Genomic DNA, 23,438 nt, shown 5'->3' with positions numbered 1-23,438 from the left:
GACAGCAGAGCCGCCGCCATGATCGACCGTCTGGTTCATAACCTGCCCCGTGAGCAGGACCGCAAAGCATTCGACGACTGGGTGAACCCGGCATCTGCGTTGATACCATCCACCGGGTACGGACGCACAGAGCGGCGCAGGAACAGCTGCTGAAGATGATGGTGGTCGCGCAGCCGTTGATACCTCTGCCCTGTCGGCGACCCTCCACCACATCTGCCTCTGACACAGGCACCGGTCGGAGCGGGCAATGAGGGGTCTGATCGGCGCAGTCCAGTCTGTGGCCCGTGTGGTCATGCTGGGATTGTGATGGCACCCGTCATGCTGGTCTACCTTGTCGTCGGCCTGCTGCTGGCGACACTGGTGGGGTTTGTTTGCGCTCGATCTTTCGGGGCGCTGTGCTGGGGCTGGACGCCTTCGATGATCCGACAACGCTTTGTGGGCTGGGCCGGCGCTCTCGTTGTTTACGTCGCGTGCTGGTGCGTCGCCGTCTGGCTCTGGACGGAGTATACCGGCATCGCCGCCAGCCTCCGGCGCGGGCGTGGCGACAGTCACGGCTCTGCGCGGTTTGCCGACAAGAAAGATCTTGCGCGAATGGAGGGCGGCACCGGGCTGATCGTTGGGCGCAATCCCCCAACACCGGCCGGCTGCTACGCTATGACGGACCGGCCCATCTGCTGACCTTCGCGCCAACACGCTCGGGCAGCGGTGTGGAGCAGCGTTCTGCCGAACCTGCTGCTGGTGGAGCGCTCCGTGCTGGTGATTGACCCCAAGGGCGAGAACGCACGCATCGCGGGGGCGGCAAGGGAAGCGTTCGGCGATGTGTTCATCCTTGATCCGTTCGGGGTTACGGGCATGGCGTCGGCATCCTACAACCCGCTCGACCGGTTGTCGGCTGACAGCCTCGATCTGGGCGATGATGCGAGCTCTCTGGCGGATGCGCTGGTGATAGATGCGGCGGGTCAGGGCGGGGACTCACTGGAACGAAGAGGCCAAAGCTCTGATCGGCGGGCTGATCATGTTCTGTGTCTCCCATGAGGAGGCGGAGCGCCGGTGTCCCGCCACGGTCCGGGAGTACCTGACCTTGTCAGCAGAAAACTTCACTAAGCTGATGGAGCTGATGCAGGAGAGCACCGCAGCAGGCGGTCTGATCGCACGGGCGGCCAACCGGCACCTCGGCAAGGCAGAGCGCGAAGCGGCGTCAGTGGTCTCGACAACGCAGCGCCACACGCACTTCCTCGACAGCCCGCGGATTATCAGCGTGACGTCCCGGTCCGACTTTCACTTCGCGGAACTGCGCCACCGGATCGCCTCGGTCTTCCTCGTGCTGCCTCCGAACCGCCTCGATGCCTACGCGCGCTGGCTGCGCCTGCTGGTCACCCGTGCTCTGCAGGAGATCGCTCGGGACGCAGAGGCGGTCTCCGGGCCTCAGGGAGATCTTGCGGCCGCCACAGCGGGGCGTACAACCTCACGTACCGCCGTTCCCCTCCTCAAGGCGGGTACAGAGCCCTCAGAGGCACAGACAGCCTCTGAGGGTGCCTCTGAGGGTGCCTCTGACGCACCAGACAGCGTGACGGGGCTCTCTTGGGACCGCAGGGCTGCTGCGGATCCCTCAGGCCCCTCCCCGCCGCCCCCACAACGCCCACCCTGTTTTTGCTGGACGAGTTTGCGGCGCTGGGGCGTCTGGAGGCCGTGGAGCGGGCCATGGGGCTGATGGCGGGCTACGGGTTGCAGCTCTGGCCGATCCTGCAGGATATGAGTCAGCTGAAGGATCTTTACGGGGCCCGGGCCAATACCTTCATCGCCAACGCCGGGGTGCAGCAGGTCTTCGGTGTCAACGACTTTGAGACCGCGAAATGGCTGAGCCAGACCATGGGTCAGGCCACCACCGGGTATCAGACCCAAAGCACGAAGCTCGGTGAGGACCCGTCCACCTCGCACAATCGTCACCGGCCGGGATCTGCTGACCCCTGACGAGATCATGCAGATGCCACCCACTGTGCAGCTCCTCCGCATCCAAGGCCAGCCGCCCGCCGTGGTGCAGAAACTGCGGTACTACGCTGATCCTGAGTTTGCCGGATTGTTCGTGGCGGAAGCCGCATGACCGCATTCACCCGCCTTGTTTTGAAAGACCCCACCCGATGACAAACCAGACCCCCTGCCCTCTCTGACGACGAGCTGCGCGAAACGCTGGATATGATCGGCACCGTCGTGGCCTCGGTTTCTGACCGCGTAGACGCCCAGACGGATGCGCTGGACCGGCTGAACAAGACCACGACGGAAGCCCGCCAGGCGGCCTTCGCGGCGCAAAGGCAAACCGATCCGGAGTTCTACGGACAGATCGTTGGTGAAGTGGCTCTGAAGCTGATTGAACGTTCCCTCGCGGACCTGAAAGGGACGATCAGTGATCTCGATCGTCAGACCCGGCAGACGATAACTGTCCTGAAGCAGAAGGATGACGACCGGGACCGGGACCGCAAGACCCTCACGGAGCGCGAACGGCGTATTGATGCTTTCAAAGCAAAGCTGCCCTGGATGACATTCGCTGTCGGTGTCTTTGCGATGGTCATGACGCTGACGGTGCCACGCTTCATCGCGCAGTTTCCGTCTGGCTGCGGTGTTCTCGGCGGGACCTGGACGGAGACCAGTGCAAGCTCCTACGTCTGCGCGTTCTTTAACCGAAGTTGAGCGAAATGCGGTTGGGAAGAGACTTATCCACAGGCTGCTAAAACGAAGAGGGTGTTAAATAGGTGTTAGACTCTGTGTTAAGCAAAAAATATCGCGTGTAAGATTTTGATTTTGTTGAGATCTTTTAGGGCGTGCGTGTGTAAAAGTACGAAAGAACGTGTGTGAAAGTACGAAGAACTGTGTGTGAAAGTACGAAAGGTCGGTCAGCGTGTGTGAAAGTACGAATCGTGGTGACTTTGAGCTTTTTGAACTTTAGTGTGTGTGAAAGTACGAAAGGATCCAGTTTTGCCTGATGAGAGTGCGGTCAACCGCTCCCCTCTTTTGCCAGACAGGCACCCTCAAGGGGATTTTTTCGTTTGCGATATTTTTGATGCCGTTCCTAAAGCTGATATGGCTTCAATGGAGCATCCGATCTTTTCGCTTTCGACCAAACCGGACACTCGTGTCCGTGAGTATGAACACAATGGCATAAAGATTGCGATCAAGCCTTCAGTAGACGGACTTGCAACCGTACATGACAGGGACATTTTGATTTACTGCATCAGTCAACTTATGACTGCTATCAACGATGGTAAAAAGGTCTCTCCAGCAGTTCGTTTTCGTGCATTCGATATGCTGGTTGCGACCAATCGTAACACAGCTGGATCTGGATATGCTCAATTGAAGGCTGCCTTAGAAAGGCTTGCCGGAACCCGGATCAGTACAAACATTGTGACGGGCGGTCAGGAAGTATTTAGAACTTTTGGATTGATCGAAAGTGCCGAGATCGTGCGTGAAACACGTGATGGGCGGATGCAGGAAGTGGAGGTTAAGCTATCTGATTGGGTATTTAATGCTATCCAGTCAAAGGAGGTCTTGACCCTCCATCGAGACTACTTCCGCCTCCGTAAGCCACTGGAACGGCGCATTTATGAAATTGCGCGCAAACACTGTGGTGCACAGAAACAATGGCGGGTTAGTCTGCTGTTACTTCAGAAAAAATGCGGGTCGAACTCCACGCTTCGAGAGTTTCGACGTTTGGTCATGAATATTGTCCTGGAAGACCGGTCACATGACCATATGCCTGATTATTCCATTGAACTGGACGAGCAGGATGACATGGTCGTTTTTTCGAACAGGCAGAGCGTCAAATTGGTGTTGCCACAGGCGACAGCGCCGCAGCTTGATCCGGATGTCTACGAGACTGCACGTATGCTCGTGTCTGGCCATGACGTCTATTATCTGGAGCGGGAGTGGCGAAAATGGTTACCTGAGACGCCCCGCAATCCCGAAGCAGCATTTCTGGGATTTTGCAGAAAATGGGTGCAGAATAGAAAAAATACCGGATAATTTTAGATACCGGATTTGTTTTTATACATGGCCCACGCATCTTCGATGATGACCCCTTGCTGAACGCCCCGACGCCTTGCTTCGTTGGCAATCTCTTCTGAAATACCAGGCATTACTTTGGCATGAACCTGATCAGTGCGGGGGCTTGGTTTGCGACCGCGCTTCTTTTGGGGCTCCCGTGCAACAAAACCAAGGGTTTCTCCTGCCTTATCCGTCTTCTCTACAGCTTGTGCGCTTCTGTCTTTTTCGCGCGTCTTCAGGCGGCCAAGGTCGATATTGAAGGGCTTCTCAGTCATTTTCCACCTCACCGGCTAGTCGTTGATATACAGCTTGCGCAAACTGCGCGGCATTCTCGATGGCTCTATCCATATTACCTTGCGCGGGCATACTATGCAGATCGCCGCCAAACTCAAAAAGCGCAGAAAAAGGCAGCGCGCTCCATCAGAGGGGGATTAATCAGATCCACGCCCTGCTCGGTTAGTGAGCCCGCAATCCCACTGTGCTGCTTGGACTTAATGGCCTTCGTCATAGTAAAGACGACAGCGTGAGGAATTTTCCGGTCCAGTGCTTCCTCCTCTTCCGCAATAAGCTGTAAAGCTCGTACACCAATCGTTGCGTCCAAGGTGGTGGCTCGCATGGGGGTAATGACCAGATCAGCCTGAGATATTGCGCGCGAGACTAAGCGGGAGGCTACCCCTTCAAGGTCAACAATGACGATCTGGCCGTCTGTGTCATGACGCTTGATTGTTTTCACGATGTCGGACTCGCTGACGTTCGACAGAACGGTGATCCGTTCAGGTACTGGACCTTTGTCAGACCACAAAGTCAGGGACTGGTTTGGGTCGCAGTCCAGCATGACAACATTTGCACCTGCATGGGCAAGTTCGGTTCCCAAAAGGACAGCCGTAGTGGACTTTCCGGCCCCACCTTTTGGCGAAGCGATGACAACTGTGGGCATAACTTCTCCCTTATTTTATCCGATATTTTAAGTAACCGGATATATTGATTAATTGGATATATAAGATTACCGGATAAGTAAAGATACCAGATAATAGGTAGACTCTGGAGGGGGTGGAAGCAAGCCACACAAATGTTGTTTTGTGTGGCAGAACGTGCTAGTTCGATCTCATGCCCAGACTCTCAATCGACATTACGCCCGAGCAGCATCAAAAGCTGAAAGCCATTGCTGCGCTGAAAGGCGAAAGCATCAAAGAATATGTATTGAGCCGGACACTTGGGGACACGCCTTCTCTGGACGACATGAGCGAGGCCCCAGGCGGTCATAGCCCTGGCCAATTTCCTTAAGCCGCGGATTGAGCAAGCCCGGCGCGGCGAGCTTTCCGTGAAGTCCATAGCGGACATTCGGCGGGACGCACACAAGCAGGCGGGGCTATAACTGCAGCTATGCAGTCATACGACCTTACATTAGCGGCAGAGGAAGATTTGCGCGACATCTGGCATGATACCTATCGCAAGTGGGGCTTTGATCAGGCTGAGATGTACTTCAATCAGATAGAGGCATGTTGCGAAGCCTTAAATAATGGCCTGGTGCGCTCCAGAGCTAAATGACCAGTTGCCAGACGGCGTCCGTGTTCACCAATGCCAGCATCATTACATCGTCTGGCTGAGCGAGAGCCGTCCGGTCATAATTGCCATTTTGCACGAACGCATGGATTTTCTGCGGCGGCTAAAAGCGAGGCTGTCATAGTCTCAGCATCACAGGTCTGATGGTTTGTGATGCCCTGCAGCGGCGAAAGTTACTACATATAGCAGCTCTGTTTTTACAATGTTCTTGTATTTTGGGAGGTATCACGACACAGTGTCAGAAATATTCCCAGATGTCTGGGCACTGGGAGCGTTTACCATATGACCGAATTTGAAATGCTGGTTCAGCAGACAGGCTGGAGTGTGGCTGAGGCTGCTAAGGTGCTCGGATACTCTGAAGGCCACGTCTACCGGTGGAAACGGGGCGAAGAAGTGCCGCGGGACGGTGTCATCAATCTGCTGCGTATGCATATCGATACGCACAAGGGCGCACAACCTGAAGGAGCCTTCACCTTCATCGATCTCTTCGCCGGAATCGGCGGATTGCGCAAAGCGATGGCCAGTGCGGGCGGGCGTTGTGTTTACACATCGGAATGGGATGCCTTTGCCCAGAAGACCTATCACGCCAACTTCCCGGACAACCGGCCGATCGCGGGTGACATCCGTGAGGTGGACGCCGCTGACATCCCCGAGCACGACGTTCTGGTTGCAGGTTTTCCCTGTCAGCCATTTTCCATCGCGGGCGTCTCCAAGAAGAATGCTTTAGGCCGGCTGCACGGATTTCAGGATGAAACCCAGGGCACGTTGTTCTTCGACGTGCTGCGTGTTCTGATGCACCACCGGCCGGCAGCGTTCCTGCTGGAGAACGTCAAGAACCTCAAAAGCCATGACAAGGGCCGCACGTTTGATGTGATCAAACGCAAGCTGACTGAGGAGCTGGGTTATACGCTGCATACCCGGATCATCGATGCAGCGAACTTCGTACCTCAGCACCGCGAACGGATCGTTATGGTAGGTTTCCGCGAAAAGACCGGCTTTTCCTTCGATGATCTTGTTCTGGCTGGCAGGGCGGGGCGCGGTATGCGCGACGTTCTGCATCCTGAAACCGGGACTGAAGTGCCTGAAAGTCACTTCACGGTAGGTCCGGATGCAAAGGTGAGCGACAAATATACGCTCAGCGACAAGCTCTGGCAGTACCTGCAGGGATACGCGGCCAAGCACAAAGCGGCCGGCAACGGTTTCGGGTTCGGTCTGGTGACGCCTGACAGCATCTCGCGGACACTGTCTGCACGCTACTACAAGGACGGCTCTGAGATCCTCGTCAGCCGTGGCCCGGGCCAGAACCCGCGCCGTCTGACACCGCGGGAATGCGCACGCCTGATGGGCTATGACGACAGCTTCCGGATCCCGGTCTCGGACACACAGGCTTACAAACAGTTCGGCAATTCGGTTGCAGTGCCGGTTTTTGCCGAGGTGGCCCGCCTGATGCGGCCGCACATTCTGTCGCTGACCGAAGGGCAGGACCTGCGCAAAGTTGGCTGATGTCCATGACCCCGCAACCCGGAGTCGCAATATGGCGGCCATCCGCAGCCGCGATACAAAACCTGAGCTGATCATCCGCAAAGGACTGCACGCACAGGGGTTCAGATTCAGACTGCAGGGCCGTGACCTCCCCGGCAGGCCGGATCTGGTCTTTCCTAAATATCATGCGCTGCTCTGGGTCCACGGCTGCTTCTGGCACGGGCACAGCTGCCCGCTGTTTCACTGGCCTAAGAGCCGTGAGGACTTCTGGCGGGCCAAGATCGGCCGCAATCAGGAACGGGACGCTGCCACATGGACAGCTGCCCGGGCCGCCGGCTGGCGATGTGGCGTTGTCTGGGAATGTGCTCTGAAGGGCAGGGGGCGTCTGTCACCCGGTCATGTCATTGACTCAATAGCGCACTGGCTGTCCTCTGATGCAGATGAATTCTGCATTGAAGGCCAATGGATTGATAACGCCGCTCACCCGCCTGCTTGACCAGATGGCTGCCCATGGGGCGGTACGTTTCTACGCCAAGCGAATTGCTCCGAATGACAACTCAAAAAATCAGGTTTATCTGGGCGGCGGATTTGGCGCCCTGAACATCATTCCGCATGGTCCGGTCGAGGGTGACGACAGTGACCGCGCGGGCAGCGTCCGAGACAGGGCCAAAGCCATGGTTCGTTTCTTCTGGCTCGATGCTGACGGCCCGACGCCCGCACCCGATGCGCAGCTAATCCTGTATCCGAAATATCCCGAGGTGCGGATGTCCGGCTTTTTGCGCGGAGCGAAACGTGCACCAGTCGTGCTGATGAGGTCGCGCGACGAAGGCAGAGTGCTGTTTTTGGGGATCTGTGCCGATGGCCGGGTTCTGGGTCATGTCGTTGCAGCTGACGATCCCGTTGCCCACACCTTTGACGCAGCAGCGTCCGGTCTCGAAACGACCGGCGTCTTTCACGATCTGGAAAAACTGCGCCAAGATGGCACCGACCCGAAGGAAGCACTGCTCGCCGCGCTCCGGCGGATTCACGCCAAAGGCTGGATCGCATCGCAGAAGATGGGCAGGGCAGGGGTGCCGGCCCCCCTACAGCGCCCGCAACGGCGGCGGCTATACGCTGGAAGCTGAGCTGGGCATCGCTCCGAACGGCTATGCGGATCCGGACTTTATGGGCTGGGAGGTCAAGCAATACGGGGTAAACGACTTTACCAGCTACCGTGCAAAAGGCGCTGTGACCCTGATGACGCCGGAACCAACCGGCGGGCTGTACCGGGATGAGGGTGTCGCGGCGTTTCTGAACCGCTATGGCTATGCCGATAAGTCGGGCAAGGCAGACCGTATCAATTTCGGCGGGATCTACACCGCCAGCCGTGATTTCCACGCAGACACCGGCCTCATGCTGCGCCTTGACGGGTTCGACGCGGCAACGGGGAAGATCACAGATTTCGACGGCGGGATTGTCCTGCTGGACCGCGACAACACTGTCGCAGCTTCATGGGGGTTCCGGGGCATTATGGCCCACTGGAACCGCAAGCACGCCAAGGCCGTCTATGTGCCGTCTCTCATGCAGTTCCCACCGCCGGAGTACAGCTATGGAGGTGTAGTCCAGTTGTGCGAAGGAACTGACGTGCTCCTCCTGCTGGCGGCGGTTTCAGCCGGAAGCGTTTACTACGATCCGGGCATCAAGATGGAAGCTGCGGGATCAGCAAAGCCGCTGATCAAGCGCCGGAGCCAGTTTCGAGTCCGGCACGCTGACTTGAACGCATTATACAGGGGGGCTGAGGAGGTGGCGATAACATAATGACCGCAATACTATGCTCCACATGAATGAGGTCGGCTGAACGCATTGTGGGCAAGTCTGCACCGCGACATCGCAGATTTCCGCCATTTCAGTCTATAGAGTTCAGCTTATGGACTGAAATAGGTTCTTACAAAGATAGTTATTTATCATATAGTACTTTGAAAAATATAGTGTTTTTTTTGTATAATTTAGAATACTTCAGAGAAGTCTATCTAGATAGAAAATAACGGGCATCGTATTTTTGGACATAATCGACGCAAAAAGTTCAAACCAAGGATTACCCACATGCCCTCTGATGACGTTCTCTCCTCGCTGCTCTCAGCACCCCCGATCATCCTCGCGCTTCTCCTTGGAATTAGTGCTGTAGGTGTAGCCGGATTTGCGCTGCACGTAGTCCTTCACGCCATCACGAAGGAACGTCGCAAATGAACATGCGTCAGTGGGTAAAGCTGCCGTCTGCTTGGATGGAAGAAGGCGGGCTTTCAGCCTTCAAGTGGCGTGCCGAGGCCGGGGCATCCGAAACAGCAGCTCTCATGGTTCTGATGGCAATCGCGCATCGCGCTGATCTGGAAGAGGGCATCGCTCGCGCGACATACAACGACCTGTTTGCCGCAACTGGCGTAAGCCGCACCAAGATTGCCGATGGTCTCGAAATTCTGGCAGCACGTAATTTGGTGATACGCGAAGCTAACGGGCGCAGCACATTCCAACTCACAAACTACGGCAAGGGGCGTCCTTTGGGCCGCGCTGCCTGCGAAACCTTTATACGATGGCAATGGAGCTATGCCGATGTTCGAAGACTTCTATCTTCGTAAGGTGGCAGAGCTGGATGCCGTGAAAATCTATCTCGCGCTCGCGGCGCGGCGTGACACTAAACAGAACGTGACCCGGATCACCTACGATCAAATCAGCGACTATGCGGGTGTCCCGATTAAGCGCATTAAGCGCGCTCTTGGGATTCTGAACATCAACGGTCTTGTTACCGTGGAAAGCTATGAGCGGATGGATCGCTTACCCGGTGCATCTCATGGTTACCGACTGAGCCACTTATTTCCAAAATTCCATGCCGGAACAACCGGGCGCACGACGCGCGGACTGGGTGGAGATTCAAAAAATTACGAGTAGCGGAACGGTTATGAACATTTGAGAACGCAAGTATGTGCGTCGGCAAGGGAGATTTAAGTTGAAAAGAAAAAATGGCAGCTCTGGTTTTAGGGAATGCGGAGTATCCCGCAGGTGGCGAACTCGAAAATCCTGTCAACGACGCTTTGGACATAAGTGAAAAACTAAAGTCCTACGATTTTGAGGTGATACTCGGGACAGACTGCTCAAAAGCGGCCATGGAAAAAAAGCTTAAAGAATGTGGTGATCTTCTCAAAACCCATGATGTCGGAATGTTTTTTTTTCGCCGGTCATGGTATGCAAATTGATGGTAGCAATTATTTGCTAGCCATCGACACAGACGACTCTTCAGAGATTGATGCAAAATACAGCTCACTCTCCTTGGATAAGGTTGTAGAGGTATTGGCAAAATCCAAGGCATTAACCAAGATTATTGTGTTGGATGCGTGCCGAAACAATCCTTGGAAGAGGGCGTGGCATCGGGATATAGCCATGCGCGGCCTTGCGTCTGTTTATGCCCCGAAAGGCACGATCATAGGATTTGCAACGTCCCCCGGTGAAACCGCTGCTGATGGGGTCGGACGGAATGGCACTTATACTGAGGCTCTGTTGCAGCACATTGACACAAAAGACTGCCCCATCGAGACAATGTTCAAGCGGGTAAGAAACACCGTCGCCGCCGCCAGCCAAGGTAAGCAGACTACATGGGAACACACATCCTTAGCCGGTGAGTTCTATTTCAATCTAGGTATCGACAAAATAGTTAAGGAATATGACGAAACCGCTCTTGCAGATGGCCTGTTTGGCCTCGACAACTCTAAGTTGTCACATAAAATTATAGAAGGTTTGAAGAGCTATAATTGGTATGTTCAAAATCCGGCATTACTGAAGCTTGATGAAAAAAGCGTTAAGCCGATGAGTATTAACAACCTATTCGTCCTTGGTCGAAATATATATCAAGCCGCTTGTGGATCATCTGGAGCCGCTGACGTTTTTATCGAAGACTTCAAATCGCGCACTGCACAGTTTGGCAAATTGAAGCGGAAGGCGTTGTTAGACGGGATGCTATTCGAGATATTTTTTGACTCGACAGGTAACCTCCGCCCCAAGATCAAAAGTAAATATTTTGACGAAGTATTTGACTTACAAAAAATACCCGAACTTAAGGCGAGTTTTGAATTTATTGCGGACACACTATCGGCTGCGGGCGCAAACTTCATCCAACTACCTGGTCGTGGGCACGTACTGGACGTTACCGTTTCAACAAAGAAAAAAAAGAAAGGCTATCTTGTTGAATCAGTATTTATAGGCGGACTGGATTTATTTCAGCGTCCGGAAAGCGATTGGGATGACCTCGATGGTATACCGTTATACTCTAAAACTATCATTGAGAGACTGAACGCAAACCTTTCCCACGAACTTGTCGTCCCTCAGCGCCTGCTGAATGTGACCTACACCCCTGCATCTGTTGATGAAGACGATGTAATCCTCATCCCGCACGGATGGAGCATCAAAAGATGATTAGGCCCGCAATCAAGCTAACCTACGCTGCTGTGTTCGACTCTCCAGCCACGCCCAGTTCTTCACTGGATTGCGTTTCGCCAGATAGGTCTGCGCGATCATCAGAGATGGTATTTGCGGGCGATGTCGAGGGCCTCGGCCTGTTCGGTGCCGATGTATTCTTTCGTGCTCTCGATGCTGACGTGGCCCAGCAGGAGCTGGGCAGCCCGTAGGTTGCCGGTCTGCTGGTGGATATAGGTCGGGAAGGTGCGGCGCAGGGAGTGCAGCCCGTAGAGCGCGGGATCGAGCCAGCCCGTATCAGCCAGCCTTTGAACAGCCGCCAGAGCTGGCTTTCACTCAGGTGTGAATGCGACCAGCGCACGCCCTGTCCGGTGAACAGCCAGCCGTGCAGCGGCCGCTCGCTGGCGGCCAGGTAGACGCGCAGGCTGTCGCGCGTCACCGCCGACAGCCGCGCTTGCACGGGGCGGGCATTCCGGGTCTCGGTCTTCTTCTGCCGGATCTCGACAATCTCGCGCACCCCGAGCGGGGTGGCCACATCGGCGACCCGCAGCCGCACCAAGTCGGAGCCCCGGAAGCAGGTATCCAGGGCCACGTTAAACAGCGCCAGGTCACGGACCGCCGCAGCTTGCGTCCGGCTGTCCTGCCGCAGCAAGAGCCGGATCAGGCTGACCTCGTCAGGGGTGAGCGGGGGTTTCTTGCCCACCACCTTGCCGCGGTTCCAGGCCGGTTTCGGAGGGGGTGTCATGGGGCCAATCCTTGCAGGCTACGCACCCATTATAGCGGGAAAGCGTGCATACCGGAAGAGGTGAAGCGCGAAGAACCCATGAAACCCCTGTTTTATATAGCTCAGCCCCATCGGTCGCCATGCGAGCTAATATCAAAAAGCTTGCATGGATGGGTAAGCCGGTGCAGTTCAAAAACGTGTATCTACTGTTCGGCTTTTGAAGCGGGTTTGTGGCAGCTAAAAACAGGGCAGGGGATGCGTGTGCCAAAAACGAGGGTTTTTGGCACACGTCTGAATGACGGCAGTGCCGGATAAAGTTACCTTTCGCGTATCATATTTCTGACCTAAACTGGACACTTATCGCAGCGTCCCACAAAGCCGATTATAAAGGACGAAAGCGACTATCATTATTTTATAAGGACAGATGAATGAGCAAACAGTTTTACGAAGTTACAAAGGGACACCTAGGACAATACGAGGACTGGTGGAACTTTGATGCAGAAAAAAGTGTGGTCACGCACCATTGGGACTACGTCACAGTTAAAGGTTTGGCTCAGAATACGGGAAAAAGGACTTATTCGACAACAGAGTTTCTAGAAGGCGATCATCATAGTGGAGCAAAATCAGCCTTGAGAGAAATTTTGAAGGTTGAATAAATACTATGAGAAACAGGCCTGAAAAATCTGAGAAACTACCGGCGCTCCATACGCTCATCATCGGGGACATCCGCGCAGCATGGTCTAAAATGTATTGGGATGTGGATGCTTTCGGAGACGTCCAACGATCATTTCCGGAAGAACATGAGCCGCTCGCTTACTTAGCACTCAATGCATGTATTTCAGCGTCTTCTTTGGAAAACTGGGCGAGAACACGATGGATGCAACAAGAACGCAAGAAAAAGTTCAGGGTAAAGGAACAGGACTTTACTGATTTGGTAGACGCGAAAATACCTCATCAGGGTCTCTGTGTAGACGTTGCTAATACGACGAAGCACGGTAAGCACAAGGAACGTCGCTGGAAAAATGGAGAACTCAATTTCAGATATGACGCGGCCAGCGAGCATGACCCGCCTGGGCTTTGTCATCTTAAAGTTACATGAAAGTAAAACCAGCATCCTTTACAATGATCTTCATGATCTGCCGAACCTTTGGTGGGAATTTCTAAAAGAAGTTGATCTTGTTTCCGGTGAAAAACCTACGCTGGAATGGTGGCAACGCAAAATTTCTCGAATGTTCCCTATGATCTTACGCTAGCATAAACGTACTCGCTATCGTGGTTTGTGCTAACAACCCTTTGTTGAAGGGTTTTTGAGCACTGTTTTCGTCCGGCAAACCATTTAGATTATTCCTGAACTAGAAGCCGACATTAGAGGTGCAAGTAAGTGTCGGAAGTTTGGGCTCAGAACCGCCATTCACCACGTTCCAAAAACCACCGTTTCTGGCTTACCCCCTTAACGCGGGAAGTAACGCCCTTCGTCCCTGTCCTGAACCGCAAGGGTCACGATCTGACTTACCGCAACGCCACAATCGAGACCGGCGTAAAACGTTACAAGACGGCGACCACCATGTGCCGTACATGTCTGCGGAAGCTCGATTTTACAGACGTTTCAGTGCGGTCGGTCATCCGCTTGGTCAATGAGGATGCCCGAGAGGCGTGGCCCCCCGAGTTCATGAGTACGGATTAGAACGGCGTTGAAAAAGTCGGGTACGTTAAGGCTTACAGCAGGCGGCGTAGAGGTCGGTCGCGTTGGCTTAAGCCTTCCTCTGCAGGCTGCTCGATCAGCGCCAATCCAAGACAAATGTGGATTGGGTCTGATGTAGGCCAAGACTTTTAACAGGTGTCATTCACCTGTTGACTCAGCAGACTTCCCTGTATATCAGCAGTCATACACTGGTGGAGTTTGTAAATTATGACTGATAGTACAACCCGAATTTCCTTACGCCTCCGGAGCGATGTGGCCGACCTCATCAAGTCGCTATCCTCCGAAGCTGGGATCGATCCCTCCGCCTTCATGCAGCGCGCGCTGGAACGCGCCGTCTACGAACACCTACCGGCTGATCGGCGGCGGGAGATCGACAACACCACGGCCCTCTACGAGATGGCGCAGACCGTAGCCCGCGAGATCCGTGACGCGGGAAAAGCGGACGAGCATTTCACGCTCACTGTCTTTCGCGCGATGATGGCCATCCCAAACATTCGGGCTCTCTACGAGGAGGTGATCGGCGTGGACGCCTATGCTGACAAGGCGCCCGGAAAGATGCCGCTCAACATGTACCTAGGCTGGTACATCAAGAAGGCGGTCGGCGCAGAGCCGCTTCTCGACGACGCGGGCACTCCACGCAGGGAGTATGTTACCGGCGAGCCGATCAAGAGCTACACACTCCTCGCTGTGGAGCCTCCCGTCGCAGCCGTCATCGTCCGTGCATCGTAAGCGGAACCCCCATGGCTGATCACAAGAACGTCCTGATCGCGATCGCGGCCACTACGGACCCCGCCAAGCTCCGCAACTTTAGAGCCAATGCCCGCAGGCTCAGCGCGACCGATGTAGAGGAAGCCGCCTTCCGGCGCTTGGTGGAGATACTTCCGAAAGAAGAGCCCGGCACGCTCGAGCACGACTTCTGGAAGACGATCCACGCATTTGAGGAGATGCACAGCGAGGAGCGAGGAAAGACCATCAGGCTGTCCCGGACGCGCCAGAAGGTCGCCCGTGTCGGCGTAAAGGAGACCCTGATCGGGTTCGCGACCAGCAAGACCCCGACAGACGGCTTCAGGATCTTGATCGACTATGGCTGCCCCGAGCTTACCGGCGAGGCACTGGTCCTAAAACACAGTAAGGAGTTCAATCCGGAGGTGCAGCTTGCCGCCAGGCGACGACTAGAAGACGCAGGTGTCGATCCCTCGAAGCTGGTCTTGTGATCCCTCCTTCTAGGTCACTCTGCCTTACTCTGGGGCCCGAAAACCACCGTTTGTGGCACTCAGTGCTAATCCTTGGCGGGAGATTGAAGATTTTGATTGGAATTCCTAAAAACGACTGTTTACTGCGCGATATGTTGGGATTTGCTCGTGCCCCTAGGAGAGCTGACTACCTTAAGCGTATAAAGGCTCTTGTCCTGCCGGTGGTCGAGATGAAACGGTACGAGGCGGTAAGTACATCGCTTACATCAATGCGGTGACATTAGCGACGTGGGCCCGAACCTTTAACGAAAGACAGGACGTGGCAGCCCGATATTACTCACCGGACGATCCAGAGAACTACGTTACCTCGTCTAGGCTCAAGCGCTTCGCTCGGACGAAGCAGATCGAGTATATGGTCCACTGGTTTCGAGGCATGTTTGAAGACCCTCAGAACGAGATGCCCTACGCGGACAAGGAAGACCCTGGCGACTCTCCCTATCGCTATCCTTGGGGCGGACCCTACGATGCCGACGAACAGCTCCAAGACGAGTTTAGCGACATAGTGCCCTTTGAGGTTATTCAGGAAGCCGTCCTAGAGGTACAATCAGACGGCACGATAGAATGGGCCCCAGGTCCAAATCATCCTGATCAGATAGCCGCCCGCGACGGGGCAATGGCCGAACACTATAACGAGCCCCCCTTCACCGGCCTTAGAAGATATTCAGCGGCGGATAGAAAACGGCGTCGTTCCCGCCTTTGGCGATCCGTTTGAACACGAGGAACGCGTGGCATTGCGCCGCAAACTAGCGGAGCTGCGCGCGCTCCTTGCTCAAGACCCGCCGTCGCATGGCGGGATTGGGCACAATCAACCGCCAGAGCAACCGGCACTGACGGTCGAGCTGAAGATCGAAGCAACCGATGCCATCGACCAGATGGATGCAGAGCTAGCTAACGAAAAGCCCGACGTAGAGGTCGTGCTCGAGGCAACAGGACGGCTGCAAAAAGTCCTCTTCTGGATGGGCAAGAAACTCGACAAGTCCGTCGACAGCTTCATGGCGACGATTGGCTCAGCGGGCGGTGTCGCGGTCGTCGGCGGCGTCACTGTTCAGCTCGCAGGGGTTCTTGTCGGTGAGAAGATTGGCCAAGTGGTAGAGACAGCACTGCAATGGCTAAACACTGTCACCCTGCCCTTCTGAGTGACGTGTCTGCGATTAAGTCCGACTGAGCTGGTGCCTGTTCTTCGGAGCAGCCTTCGCCGCTGCAAACTAGGAGACGAACAGGATCCTGCGTCAAGAGGCTGGTGCGGCCTGCAAGCCGCAAGGCTGAAAACAAGGCCCCTGAAGCTAGTTACCTCAGCTCGGGCAGGTTTTCGGCCGGTTGCGCCCACAGTCTCTGTCACTGGAAAAAATGACAGTTTATGGCAAGGTGTCATTGCCTCAAAGTAGCCGTTCGTACCATTTGCAGCTAAGGTCAGTAACCAGCACAACCTGCTCATTGGATGTCAGGCAGTGAAGGTTACGTCGTACGAGGGCAGCCCCTTCGCTCGCGACACGAAACTTGCGCAGAGCCTTAATACATAAAAACTACCAACCTCCGGATGTGGTCATTTGCGCTCGAAGCGGCCTTTCGACGTACGGTGGGGCACAGTCCACTTCCGGCCGTACAAGCGTATATCAAAAAGCTTGCATAGTTCAGCTGCACAGGGACAAAAAGAAGGAGGGCAGTCATGTTCAGGCCCATGCCTGACTCCTTAAAAATACCCCTTAAGGTGTGTTAAGATACCATCAGGGAGGGCGGTGACCACTCCATGCGGCGTGATGAGCTTAGCGGTTTGATGACTTACTTTTCCAAACGACTGGTTTATGAGTATGCCTCAAAGCAAAGGTTAATTGGGTCGATTAGGGCGTATGATGGACTTTCAACCACATGAGCCCTGTCCCTGCGGCAGCGGTGATCTTCACAACGACTGTCATGGTCCCATCCTCTCCGCACCGCCGCACAAGCAGCTTCAGGTTGCTCAAGCGCGTTACGCTAGTGGGTGGAACCAAAATGCGGAACGATATAAGGCCCAAGGCCTCTATCATCAGCTAGCGCTCAATCTTGTCTCGGTTGGAAATATCAAAAAGTTTTTGATATAGGTTGCGGTCTCGGGCATGGGATTGAAGCTATAAAAATCCGAACTACCACCTTTACAAAGCTCGATCGTTGGCGTTGATGAGAACCCCGATTGTATTTCGGGAGCAGTAAAGCTACTCGGCTTAGAGTTAATCCCAATGGCACATCAGCGCCTCAAATCTAAACGGCAATTGAGCGGCCAATTTAGTATAGAAGTCCGAAAAGGACGTATACCCGCTCCAAGCGAAATCTCTGTTATTAACGCAGACATGTTACTTCGTGATCCGCAGTTCGAAATCTGGCTTGAAGAGCAAAGTCCGTTTGATGCAGTAACGATGTGGTTCATGGGTGTACACAAGGCCCGAAGCATGACCAAAATCTACAATGAGATTGGTATTCACTCTGATCGTGAAAACCGCGAAGCACTCGAAAGAAGACAGCTCGAACTCGCATCACGGCTGCTTCATACTGGTGGGGTGTTGCAACTGGTTAACCGAGTGGTTTCGAACGATATTGACAGTTATCGCGATACTCTGGTGCAGGAAGCGAAGACCAAGCTTACAGGAAGCGGCCTCAAGTTCTCCAGTCTCTCTACGTTTCAGTATGAAGAGCCTAATAACACAGGATCTATAAGAGTTTCGACGCCCGGCCTTGATGTAATGGGTATACCAACATTCGCAACTTCCATCCTAGCACTAAAAGCATAGGTAACTTCAGCGTCAAGTACTTATCAAGGATCCCCGCCCTACGATCGTTCACAAAACCTAGACACCTTGGCCTCATCAAACCATGCTACCGACCAACATACTCATACGGCGTACGTTTCATCCGGTTTCGAAAGCCACAACGGCATTGCCAGCTCGAAAAACCTTTTCGAAGACGCACATAAGCTGCTCGCATAGCCAAACATACCTTGGCACCTTAACTATCACCAAAGCTGGTCTCAGATCTCCTTCAGGTTTGATACAGGAATGAACCATACGACAGCAAGGAGTCTTGCTCAGTACATCCAGATCGGGACCCGACATACAAGTGCCAGTAAAAATTAAATATGCCAGCTTATACAGCGGTTGTGGCGGTTTAGATTTAGGCTTCGAACGAGCCGGATTTCAACAGCATTGCTCATTTGATCACGACGTAAATGCATTGGAAACACTTCAGAGAAACACAGGCGCAACTGTGAGGTTAGCTGACCTAAGCAAGCCAGACGCCGACGTAATTCAAAAGGTATCTGAATCTGACATATTAATAGCTGGTCCACCTTGTCAGGGTTTTTCTACCGCCGGAAAAAATGATCCAACAGATGAAAGAAACAAGCATCTGCTAAACGTCGCAGAAATCGCATGTCTTGCCAAACCAAAGTTGGTATTGATTGAAAACGTTAAGGGCCTACTTAGCCCCACTAATAAATATCATTATGAAGAAACCGTCTCGAAGCTGGAAAGTTCAGATTACAAGGTAACGTCCAAGTCCTATCTCGTCTCTGATTTTGGAATAGCTCAATCTCGGACCAGAGTCCTGATAACCGCCGTTTTAGACGAGAAGCCACTGAACCTAAACCTAAAGCATAAAAGTCCCAAGAGGCTAAGTGACATTCTTAGAGGGTCTGAAGATATTATAAATGGTCAAATTTATCCCCTTTCAGAAGAGGGTAATGACTATAAGATTTCGCGGCGAATTTCTCAAGGTCAAAAATTATCAAACGTTAGGTGTGGTATATCTTCAATTCACACATGGAATATACCAGAAGTATTCGGGCAAGTTAATGATACGGAGATATCAATACTAGAGATCATTTCCAGACTACGGCGGCAAAACCGCCGGCGGAGCAACGGCGATGCCGATCCAGTAGAGCCTTATTATATTGATAAGTCATATGGATCAGATACTAGCGAGATCTTAAATAGTCTTATTAAAAAAGGATATGCTAAGCGTGTCGAAGATTATATCGATATAACGCACACTTTTAATGGAAAATATAGACGCCCACATTGGAATGATGTATCGCCAACAGTTGACACGAGATTTGGGCAACCACGGTATTTCTTACATCCTGATCAACACCGAGGTTTTACTGTGCGTGAAGCAGCACGCATACAAAGTTTTCCTGATAGTTATAAATTCTTCGGCTCAGATCAAGTAAACTTCAGAATGATCGGAAATGCCGTACCACCAAGTTTTTCCATACAAATTGCTGAATATATACGTGATGAATGGTTTAAAAGATGACACCTATTGAACTACAACGGAAACTACAGATTTGGTGCCAAGAAGACTACGACGGATCCATTGGCATAAGTGATATTAAGAAGGACATAGAGTTTTTGTCACGAGAGCTCTATAATGAATATGACGTCACAAAACATGGTGGTCATGGAGATTTTATCTTCCGGTTGGCGCGATGGATTGGATCTGCAGAAACTGATGACGACCAGAAATCTTTATTTGTACTATTGCGTCACCTAATTTTCTTTGGCGACAATGAACTTGATGCAGCTTACCGAACAGCATTCAGCCGTCACGTAGTATCTTGGTTGATGAACGATCAAAAATTAAATGTATTCTCTACAACGGCAGATGCAGATTTAAAATCAATATTAAATAGGACTTTGCTCACTGAGATTACTGACAGTTTTGGGCTACGTAGCTTTTTGGGAAAAAATAATCTACACGGAAGGCCACGATATACATGGTATGCTCATCGTAAATCATGGCAGCGACAGCAATTTATAGATACCGAAATTGTCCGGAATCTTGGTGAAAACATAAGCCACATAGTTTTATTTGAAGATTTCGTTGGCAGCGGTTCGCAAGTTGAGCCCTTTCTAAAGCTTGCGTGTAATGTCGATCGGAATATAAAAGTTTTGTTCTGTCCTATGTATATCTGCCCCGCGGGTGCCCAGTTAGCACTAAGGTTACAGAGACAATATAGAAACTTTAGTTTTAGTCCTGTCCTTGAAATACCTCAAAAATGTTTCATAACTAAAAATGCAATAGATGGCGAACACCCGGATTTTCCAACAATTAGGAAAACTGCAAACGTCGTCCATCCAAAGGTAGTTATCCCCGGATCTCCTCAAGATTTTGGGCCATTTGGTTTTGACGGCGTCAATCAGCAAGGAGCTACTGGTGGCTTCATTGTTACATCGACAAATTGCCCGGATAATACTATACCTCTTATCCATCGCAGGCGAGCGGGATACTGGGAACCACTTTTTTTGAGAACATCAAGGGAAGCTTTAGAGGTGACGCCATGACTAATCCTTTCAACAATCTATATCATACTGAATCAATACCAGCTGATAGGTTTGTAGAGATCTTTAGTCCCGTTTTACTCCGTGAAAGTAAAACGCATGAGCTGTTCCAACCTGGTAGTGTAGTATTAACTGGCCTGCAAGGTTCCGGAAAATCAGCCTTACTGAATTTATTAAAACCAGAAGTTTTGATTGCTTATAAAAATAGTTCTGAACCTTGGCCATTACCAGTTCATTGCTCGAAGTTTTTATCTGCAAGTATCGTTCTTCGGTCAAGTGGTGCTTTAGATTTCGGCCAGAGATCAATATCTGAAGAAGTAGATAGCAACAAGAATATATTAGGTTTATTCTTTGGAGACTATCTAAATTACTGGATAGTCGACGATCTTTTGACAAATATTGAGCTTCTCTGGTCCGATCGCGGCGCTAAGTTAGCCGATTTTATCGGCGCCGAAATTTCGGAAACGAAGCTTAATAATTTCGCTCAGAAATTAAAAAAGGATTCGTGCTGGTTCGGTGTTCTTGATAATGTCGATACATTTCATGCACTGAGGAAGGTAATTTCTAATAGAATTCTTCAGTACGAAAGTTTTCTAAATTATAATTCTGACTTTCCTAAAAGCCTTAATTTTACAAAGACGAAGCCCGGTGATCCAATTGGAAGCATTGCAGATGCTTTAAAGTCCAGTGGAATCATACCGATCGACTTACCAATTTTTATCACCATAGATCAATTTGAAGATTTGATGGATTTGGAGCGGGATAATGGCGAATTAGGAACTCCGATTTTTCGCAGCGTGATAATGAGAATGCTGGGAAATCGCGATAAAAGAGTATCATATAGAGTCGGAGCAAGACCGTATTCAATGCTGAAGGGCCTTCAGGGATTTGGAAACAACTCCTTTACTGAAGAGGGGAGGGAATATGAGCTTGTTGATATCATCAAGATTTTGCGAGGCGGCGAGAATCGAAGAACGTTGTTTCAAGACTTATGTGAGGACGTATTTGATAGACGGCTGAGATTCGCCGAGTTCGATTGCTTGCCAAAAGGCAGCAAATTAACATATCTTTTCGGAAAACGCGCTTCTGCTGAAGATAAGGTGGCTACGTTCATCCGCGATAGTGGAAAACGAGTAATTTCATCAGATTTCCAAGTTTCACCACTGATCAAAAATGCCCTTTCAGAGGTATCTCGGACGAATCCGATAAGTGCAAAACTTGGTGAGGCTTGGACGCGTCAGAATATTGATTCCATTGATATTTCGCCTGAGTTAATCATGTCAGAACCTTGGCAAAGTAAAGTTTGGTGGAAGAAGGAGCGTAAACAACAGGCATTAATGCAGGTTTTTTCAACATGTAGGCAAAAGCTTGTCTGGTATGGTGCGCCTGATATTGTTTTGCTCTCTGGAAAAAACATATTTGTATTTCTGAGTATTTGCCAATTCATTTGGGCCGAGTATCTACGAAGTACTAGTGAGTCTTCGCAGATTTTTCCAAAGGGGATTGATCCTCTTACACAGGCTACTGGGATTCATTCAGCTAGTGAATATTGGTTTAGGAAGGTTCGCGCTGAGCCAAAAGGAGGTGATGACCGACATCGGTTCGCTAACGTTCTTGGCACAGCGATAAGGGATCGGCTGACGCGTGATAAAAGTATGTCATATCCGGGGAGAACGGATTTTCTCTTCCCGTTAAAGATCTTGAGGCGGCTCGCCATGTAGAGTCATTCCTTGAAAATTGCGTGTCTTTTGGAGTTCTTGAGCAACATTCTCACACTTCTAAGTCTCGATCCCGAGGACAAAGTCAGAAGTGGTTTCTGTCTTCAATTCTTACTCCTTATTTTCAAATTCCAACTGCTCATACTAAAGAACCAATATATTCCAACATTGAGGATATTGAAGACTGGATGTGTTCAGCGCGAGTATCTTCAGCGGCTGGTGTTAGCCGCTCAAAACTCAAGAAAAATATATTAGTAATCCTATAGACGAACAACTTACACTTAATTTTCGTGGCGGGGTAGAAGATTGATACGCGAGGGTAGGCCATTCAGGGCGTGGGGAAGTGTCGAGAGAATACTTTCGGGGTGTGTAGCTACAGATTGGTCTATGATTGGTTGTATTTCAACTGAAGAAAGGTGTACCGGGCTCATTAGTCAGATTGGAAATTTCTGCTCTATAACTAGTGAACTAATCTTTTGAGGGTTGAACATGGACCGGTGTGGGAAGCCGACAAAATCAACAGAAAGATAAGTTTTTAATAGGGGAAACGAATTTCTTCGGAATGGCGTTAATAATTCTAGTATTAATAGAATTTCAACTCAATCACGTTTCCGGAAATTTTGAAGCTCGTATTAAGAGTTCCTGAAGGATAGTGTAGGCGAGAACCTGAATATTGACATCACTTCGATGCCGCAAAAGGTTCTTTTTTCCTGTGCAAGCTTTGCCTAAAATTACCGCTGCAAACTAAAAATATCATATTTACCTATACGGAGCCCCGAGAAGCACGACCAAAATGCCTTAATCAGAAAATCATGAGGCATGGGATGCTTTTACCTAGCTTCAGACTTTCTCGCGATTCAGTGCAGGACCGTAAAGTTGTTATAGCAATCGGGTACGATCCTGTGGGTTTTGCCAGAACAAGTCCAATTCATCTGATTTCCCAGAAGGGACTGTATCTTTCCTCTTCCCATTCCCCTCATCCTGATCAGCGGGGATATACGAACCTGGAAATTTATCAGAAGGATATTTCCGAATTCTGAAACTCGCAAGCTGGATATTGAAAGTTGACAGTTAAATATACCCACCAGAGGTTTACGATGAGCTTTGTGGGATTGGTGGATATGGAACTATTGCACTATCTCTTGCACCTTACGGTCCAGAAACCTGTATCACTCGCTATGGCACTATGCTTGTCGCTACAGGTGAGTCCGA

At 51.6% G+C, this 23,438-nt stretch carries 32 protein-coding genes; 29 read left to right on the top strand and 3 right to left on the bottom strand.

All coding sequences use genetic code 11. The features are described 5' to 3' along the window. Nucleotides 1–306 precede the first annotated feature (306 nt). The 7 genes from GLR48_RS19800 to GLR48_RS19780 all read left to right on the top strand — a co-directional run bounded on the left by GLR48_RS19800 (nucleotide 307) and on the right by GLR48_RS19780 (nucleotide 4,014). Nucleotides 307–678 (top strand): hypothetical protein, encoded by a 372-nt coding sequence (locus GLR48_RS19800; RefSeq protein WP_237064638.1) that lies wholly within the window; start codon nucleotides 307–309, stop codon nucleotides 676–678. Between the two features lie 27 nt (nucleotides 679–705). Further along, nucleotides 706–1,035: a type IV secretory system conjugative DNA transfer family protein gene (locus GLR48_RS25755; RefSeq protein ID WP_336886656.1), complete on the top strand. Its 330-nt coding sequence runs from the start codon at nucleotides 706–708 to the stop codon at nucleotides 1,033–1,035. Further along, entirely contained in the window at nucleotides 1,016–1,711 is a 696-nt protein-coding gene (locus tag GLR48_RS19795) for a type IV secretory system conjugative DNA transfer family protein (RefSeq protein WP_272911636.1), read from the top strand. The genes GLR48_RS25755 and GLR48_RS19795 overlap by 20 nt, the downstream gene beginning before the upstream one ends. Beyond that, a complete protein-coding gene (locus GLR48_RS25750) occupies nucleotides 1,690–1,971 on the top strand; it encodes a TraM recognition domain-containing protein (protein ID WP_336886657.1) in 282 nt (93 codons plus the stop codon). The genes GLR48_RS19795 and GLR48_RS25750 overlap by 22 nt, the downstream gene beginning before the upstream one ends. Nucleotides 1,972–1,978: 7 nt before the next feature. Further along, the gene (locus GLR48_RS25745) at nucleotides 1,979–2,101 is read left to right on the top strand and encodes a hypothetical protein (protein ID WP_336886655.1); all 123 of its coding nucleotides are present in this window, start codon (nucleotides 1,979–1,981) and stop codon (nucleotides 2,099–2,101) included. A gap of 92 nt (nucleotides 2,102–2,193) precedes the next feature. Further along, nucleotides 2,194–2,685, top strand: coding sequence for a hypothetical protein (locus GLR48_RS19785; RefSeq protein WP_237064637.1), 492 nt, complete (start codon nucleotides 2,194–2,196; stop codon nucleotides 2,683–2,685). 285 nt (nucleotides 2,686–2,970) lie between these two features. Next, the gene (locus GLR48_RS19780; protein ID WP_072858782.1) at nucleotides 2,971–4,014 is read left to right on the top strand and encodes a replication initiator protein A; all 1,044 of its coding nucleotides are present in this window, start codon (nucleotides 2,971–2,973) and stop codon (nucleotides 4,012–4,014) included. Nucleotides 4,015–4,016: 2 nt separating this feature from the next. Here GLR48_RS19780 and GLR48_RS19775 read toward each other — a convergent pair whose 3' ends face one another. Next, nucleotides 4,017–4,310 (bottom strand): chromosome partitioning protein ParB, encoded by a 294-nt coding sequence (locus GLR48_RS19775; RefSeq protein ID WP_237064636.1) that lies wholly within the window; start codon nucleotides 4,308–4,310, stop codon nucleotides 4,017–4,019. Nucleotides 4,311–4,423: 113 nt separating this feature from the next. Next, entirely contained in the window at nucleotides 4,424–4,972 is a 549-nt protein-coding gene (locus GLR48_RS19770) for a ParA family protein (RefSeq protein ID WP_237064635.1), read from the bottom strand. A 170-nt stretch (nucleotides 4,973–5,142) separates the two neighbouring features. On the opposite strand from GLR48_RS19770, the gene GLR48_RS19765 reads away from it, so the two are divergent. The 11 genes from GLR48_RS19765 to GLR48_RS19725 all read left to right on the top strand — a co-directional run bounded on the left by GLR48_RS19765 (nucleotide 5,143) and on the right by GLR48_RS19725 (nucleotide 11,520). Next, nucleotides 5,143–5,319, top strand: a complete 177-nt coding sequence (locus tag GLR48_RS19765) for a hypothetical protein (protein WP_272911634.1) — start codon at nucleotides 5,143–5,145, stop codon at nucleotides 5,317–5,319. Continuing rightward, a complete protein-coding gene (locus GLR48_RS26100; protein WP_442915852.1) occupies nucleotides 5,297–5,410 on the top strand; it encodes a hypothetical protein in 114 nt (37 codons plus the stop codon). The genes GLR48_RS19765 and GLR48_RS26100 overlap by 23 nt, the downstream gene beginning before the upstream one ends. A gap of 8 nt (nucleotides 5,411–5,418) precedes the next feature. Then, the gene (locus GLR48_RS26095) at nucleotides 5,419–5,583 is read left to right on the top strand and encodes a type II toxin-antitoxin system RelE/ParE family toxin (RefSeq protein ID WP_442915851.1); all 165 of its coding nucleotides are present in this window, start codon (nucleotides 5,419–5,421) and stop codon (nucleotides 5,581–5,583) included. 297 nt (nucleotides 5,584–5,880) lie between these two features. Continuing rightward, a complete protein-coding gene (dcm, locus tag GLR48_RS19760; protein ID WP_237064634.1) occupies nucleotides 5,881–7,101 on the top strand; it encodes a DNA (cytosine-5-)-methyltransferase in 1,221 nt (406 codons plus the stop codon). A gap of 31 nt (nucleotides 7,102–7,132) precedes the next feature. Beyond that, nucleotides 7,133–7,576: a very short patch repair endonuclease gene (locus tag GLR48_RS19755; protein ID WP_237064633.1), complete on the top strand. Its 444-nt coding sequence runs from the start codon at nucleotides 7,133–7,135 to the stop codon at nucleotides 7,574–7,576. Beyond that, nucleotides 7,515–8,204, top strand: a complete 690-nt coding sequence (locus GLR48_RS19750; RefSeq protein WP_237064632.1) for a hypothetical protein — start codon at nucleotides 7,515–7,517, stop codon at nucleotides 8,202–8,204. Before GLR48_RS19755 ends, GLR48_RS19750 begins: the two co-directional genes overlap by 62 nt. Before the next feature lie 40 nt (nucleotides 8,205–8,244). Continuing rightward, nucleotides 8,245–8,877, top strand: coding sequence for an MvaI/BcnI family restriction endonuclease (locus tag GLR48_RS19745; RefSeq protein WP_237064631.1), 633 nt, complete (start codon nucleotides 8,245–8,247; stop codon nucleotides 8,875–8,877). 425 nt (nucleotides 8,878–9,302) lie between these two features. Further along, nucleotides 9,303–9,692 carry a hypothetical protein gene (locus GLR48_RS19740; RefSeq protein WP_237064630.1) on the top strand — a complete coding sequence of 130 codons (390 nt, stop codon included), beginning with the start codon at nucleotides 9,303–9,305 and terminating at the stop codon, nucleotides 9,690–9,692. Next, entirely contained in the window at nucleotides 9,667–10,002 is a 336-nt protein-coding gene (locus tag GLR48_RS19735) for a hypothetical protein (protein WP_237064629.1), read from the top strand. Before GLR48_RS19740 ends, GLR48_RS19735 begins: the two co-directional genes overlap by 26 nt. A 71-nt stretch (nucleotides 10,003–10,073) precedes the next feature. Continuing rightward, nucleotides 10,074–10,307, top strand: coding sequence for a caspase family protein (locus GLR48_RS19730; RefSeq protein ID WP_237064628.1), 234 nt, complete (start codon nucleotides 10,074–10,076; stop codon nucleotides 10,305–10,307). Continuing rightward, complete coding sequence (locus tag GLR48_RS19725) at nucleotides 10,297–11,520, top strand: caspase family protein (protein ID WP_237064627.1); 1,224 nt, start codon at nucleotides 10,297–10,299, stop codon at nucleotides 11,518–11,520. Before GLR48_RS19730 ends, GLR48_RS19725 begins: the two co-directional genes overlap by 11 nt. Nucleotides 11,521–11,542: 22 nt before the next feature. On the opposite strand, the gene GLR48_RS19720 is transcribed toward GLR48_RS19725, so the two are convergent. Then, the gene (locus tag GLR48_RS19720) at nucleotides 11,543–12,265 is read right to left on the bottom strand and encodes a tyrosine-type recombinase/integrase (protein ID WP_237064626.1); all 723 of its coding nucleotides are present in this window, start codon (nucleotides 12,263–12,265) and stop codon (nucleotides 11,543–11,545) included. Between the two features lie 407 nt (nucleotides 12,266–12,672). On the opposite strand from GLR48_RS19720, the gene GLR48_RS19715 reads away from it, so the two are divergent. The 11 genes from GLR48_RS19715 (at nucleotide 12,673) to GLR48_RS19670 (ending at nucleotide 22,229) form a co-directional block, all read left to right on the top strand. Next, nucleotides 12,673–12,900, top strand: coding sequence for a hypothetical protein (locus GLR48_RS19715; RefSeq protein ID WP_237064625.1), 228 nt, complete (start codon nucleotides 12,673–12,675; stop codon nucleotides 12,898–12,900). Between the two features lie 405 nt (nucleotides 12,901–13,305). Further along, the gene (locus GLR48_RS19710; RefSeq protein ID WP_237064624.1) at nucleotides 13,306–13,497 is read left to right on the top strand and encodes a hypothetical protein; all 192 of its coding nucleotides are present in this window, start codon (nucleotides 13,306–13,308) and stop codon (nucleotides 13,495–13,497) included. Nucleotides 13,498–14,198: 701 nt separating this feature from the next. Beyond that, nucleotides 14,199–14,675 (top strand): hypothetical protein, encoded by a 477-nt coding sequence (locus GLR48_RS19705; RefSeq protein WP_237064623.1) that lies wholly within the window; start codon nucleotides 14,199–14,201, stop codon nucleotides 14,673–14,675. 11 nt (nucleotides 14,676–14,686) lie between these two features. Then, nucleotides 14,687–15,160, top strand: coding sequence for a hypothetical protein (locus GLR48_RS19700; protein WP_237064622.1), 474 nt, complete (start codon nucleotides 14,687–14,689; stop codon nucleotides 15,158–15,160). A 298-nt stretch (nucleotides 15,161–15,458) separates the two neighbouring features. After that, nucleotides 15,459–15,911, top strand: coding sequence for a hypothetical protein (locus GLR48_RS19695; protein WP_237064621.1), 453 nt, complete (start codon nucleotides 15,459–15,461; stop codon nucleotides 15,909–15,911). 13 nt (nucleotides 15,912–15,924) lie between these two features. Then, on the top strand, nucleotides 15,925–16,335 hold the full coding sequence (locus GLR48_RS19690; RefSeq protein ID WP_237064620.1) for a hypothetical protein: 411 nt from the start codon (nucleotides 15,925–15,927) through the stop codon (nucleotides 16,333–16,335). A gap of 711 nt (nucleotides 16,336–17,046) precedes the next feature. Further along, nucleotides 17,047–17,277 carry an SEC-C metal-binding domain-containing protein gene (locus tag GLR48_RS26090; RefSeq protein WP_442915850.1) on the top strand — a complete coding sequence of 77 codons (231 nt, stop codon included), beginning with the start codon at nucleotides 17,047–17,049 and terminating at the stop codon, nucleotides 17,275–17,277. 135 nt (nucleotides 17,278–17,412) lie between these two features. Continuing rightward, on the top strand, nucleotides 17,413–17,961 hold the full coding sequence (locus tag GLR48_RS19685) for a hypothetical protein (protein ID WP_237064619.1): 549 nt from the start codon (nucleotides 17,413–17,415) through the stop codon (nucleotides 17,959–17,961). Between the two features lie 325 nt (nucleotides 17,962–18,286). After that, nucleotides 18,287–19,483, top strand: a complete 1,197-nt coding sequence (locus tag GLR48_RS19680) for a DNA cytosine methyltransferase (protein ID WP_237064618.1) — start codon at nucleotides 18,287–18,289, stop codon at nucleotides 19,481–19,483. Further along, nucleotides 19,480–20,511 (top strand): phosphoribosyltransferase-like protein, encoded by a 1,032-nt coding sequence (locus tag GLR48_RS19675; protein ID WP_237064617.1) that lies wholly within the window; start codon nucleotides 19,480–19,482, stop codon nucleotides 20,509–20,511. Before GLR48_RS19680 ends, GLR48_RS19675 begins: the two co-directional genes overlap by 4 nt. Continuing rightward, the gene (locus tag GLR48_RS19670; RefSeq protein WP_237064616.1) at nucleotides 20,508–22,229 is read left to right on the top strand and encodes an ORC-CDC6 family AAA ATPase; all 1,722 of its coding nucleotides are present in this window, start codon (nucleotides 20,508–20,510) and stop codon (nucleotides 22,227–22,229) included. Before GLR48_RS19675 ends, GLR48_RS19670 begins: the two co-directional genes overlap by 4 nt. The last annotated feature ends 1,209 nt before the right edge of the window (nucleotides 22,230–23,438 follow it).

It is taken from the genome of Loktanella sp. M215 (genome assembly GCF_021735925.1).
In the GTDB taxonomy this organism is placed as follows: domain Bacteria; phylum Pseudomonadota; class Alphaproteobacteria; order Rhodobacterales; family Rhodobacteraceae; genus Loktanella.
This window is presented reverse-complemented; position numbering and strand designations above follow the sequence as displayed.

Coding starts and splice junctions, on each gene's coding strand:
- GLR48_RS19800 (WP_237064638.1), top strand. CDS start 307: ATGGCACCCGTCATGCTGGTCTACCTTGTCGTCGGCCTGCTGCTGGCG.
- GLR48_RS19670 (WP_237064616.1), top strand. CDS start 20,508: ATGACTAATCCTTTCAACAATCTATATCATACTGAATCAATACCAGCT.
- dcm (WP_237064634.1), top strand. CDS start 5,881: ATGACCGAATTTGAAATGCTGGTTCAGCAGACAGGCTGGAGTGTGGCT.
- GLR48_RS19770 (WP_237064635.1), bottom strand. CDS start 4,972: ATGCCCACAGTTGTCATCGCTTCGCCAAAAGGTGGGGCCGGAAAGTCC.
- GLR48_RS19785 (WP_237064637.1), top strand. CDS start 2,194: ATGATCGGCACCGTCGTGGCCTCGGTTTCTGACCGCGTAGACGCCCAG.
- GLR48_RS19700 (WP_237064622.1), top strand. CDS start 14,687: ATGGCTGATCACAAGAACGTCCTGATCGCGATCGCGGCCACTACGGAC.
- GLR48_RS19725 (WP_237064627.1), top strand. CDS start 10,297: ATGCAAATTGATGGTAGCAATTATTTGCTAGCCATCGACACAGACGAC.
- GLR48_RS19795 (WP_272911636.1), top strand. CDS start 1,016: ATGTTCTGTGTCTCCCATGAGGAGGCGGAGCGCCGGTGTCCCGCCACG.
- GLR48_RS19755 (WP_237064633.1), top strand. CDS start 7,133: ATGGCGGCCATCCGCAGCCGCGATACAAAACCTGAGCTGATCATCCGC.
- GLR48_RS19710 (WP_237064624.1), top strand. CDS start 13,306: ATGACCCGCCTGGGCTTTGTCATCTTAAAGTTACATGAAAGTAAAACC.
- GLR48_RS19765 (WP_272911634.1), top strand. CDS start 5,143: ATGCCCAGACTCTCAATCGACATTACGCCCGAGCAGCATCAAAAGCTG.
- GLR48_RS26090 (WP_442915850.1), top strand. CDS start 17,047: ATGATGGACTTTCAACCACATGAGCCCTGTCCCTGCGGCAGCGGTGAT.
- GLR48_RS19750 (WP_237064632.1), top strand. CDS start 7,515: ATGCAGATGAATTCTGCATTGAAGGCCAATGGATTGATAACGCCGCTC.
- GLR48_RS19730 (WP_237064628.1), top strand. CDS start 10,074: ATGGCAGCTCTGGTTTTAGGGAATGCGGAGTATCCCGCAGGTGGCGAA.
- GLR48_RS19715 (WP_237064625.1), top strand. CDS start 12,673: ATGAGCAAACAGTTTTACGAAGTTACAAAGGGACACCTAGGACAATAC.
- GLR48_RS26095 (WP_442915851.1), top strand. CDS start 5,419: ATGCAGTCATACGACCTTACATTAGCGGCAGAGGAAGATTTGCGCGAC.
- GLR48_RS19685 (WP_237064619.1), top strand. CDS start 17,413: ATGGCACATCAGCGCCTCAAATCTAAACGGCAATTGAGCGGCCAATTT.
- GLR48_RS19720 (WP_237064626.1), bottom strand. CDS start 12,265: ATGACACCCCCTCCGAAACCGGCCTGGAACCGCGGCAAGGTGGTGGGC.
- GLR48_RS19775 (WP_237064636.1), bottom strand. CDS start 4,310: ATGACTGAGAAGCCCTTCAATATCGACCTTGGCCGCCTGAAGACGCGC.
- GLR48_RS25745 (WP_336886655.1), top strand. CDS start 1,979: ATGCAGATGCCACCCACTGTGCAGCTCCTCCGCATCCAAGGCCAGCCG.
- GLR48_RS19745 (WP_237064631.1), top strand. CDS start 8,245: ATGGGCTGGGAGGTCAAGCAATACGGGGTAAACGACTTTACCAGCTAC.
- GLR48_RS19740 (WP_237064630.1), top strand. CDS start 9,303: ATGAACATGCGTCAGTGGGTAAAGCTGCCGTCTGCTTGGATGGAAGAA.
- GLR48_RS19675 (WP_237064617.1), top strand. CDS start 19,480: ATGACACCTATTGAACTACAACGGAAACTACAGATTTGGTGCCAAGAA.
- GLR48_RS19735 (WP_237064629.1), top strand. CDS start 9,667: ATGTTCGAAGACTTCTATCTTCGTAAGGTGGCAGAGCTGGATGCCGTG.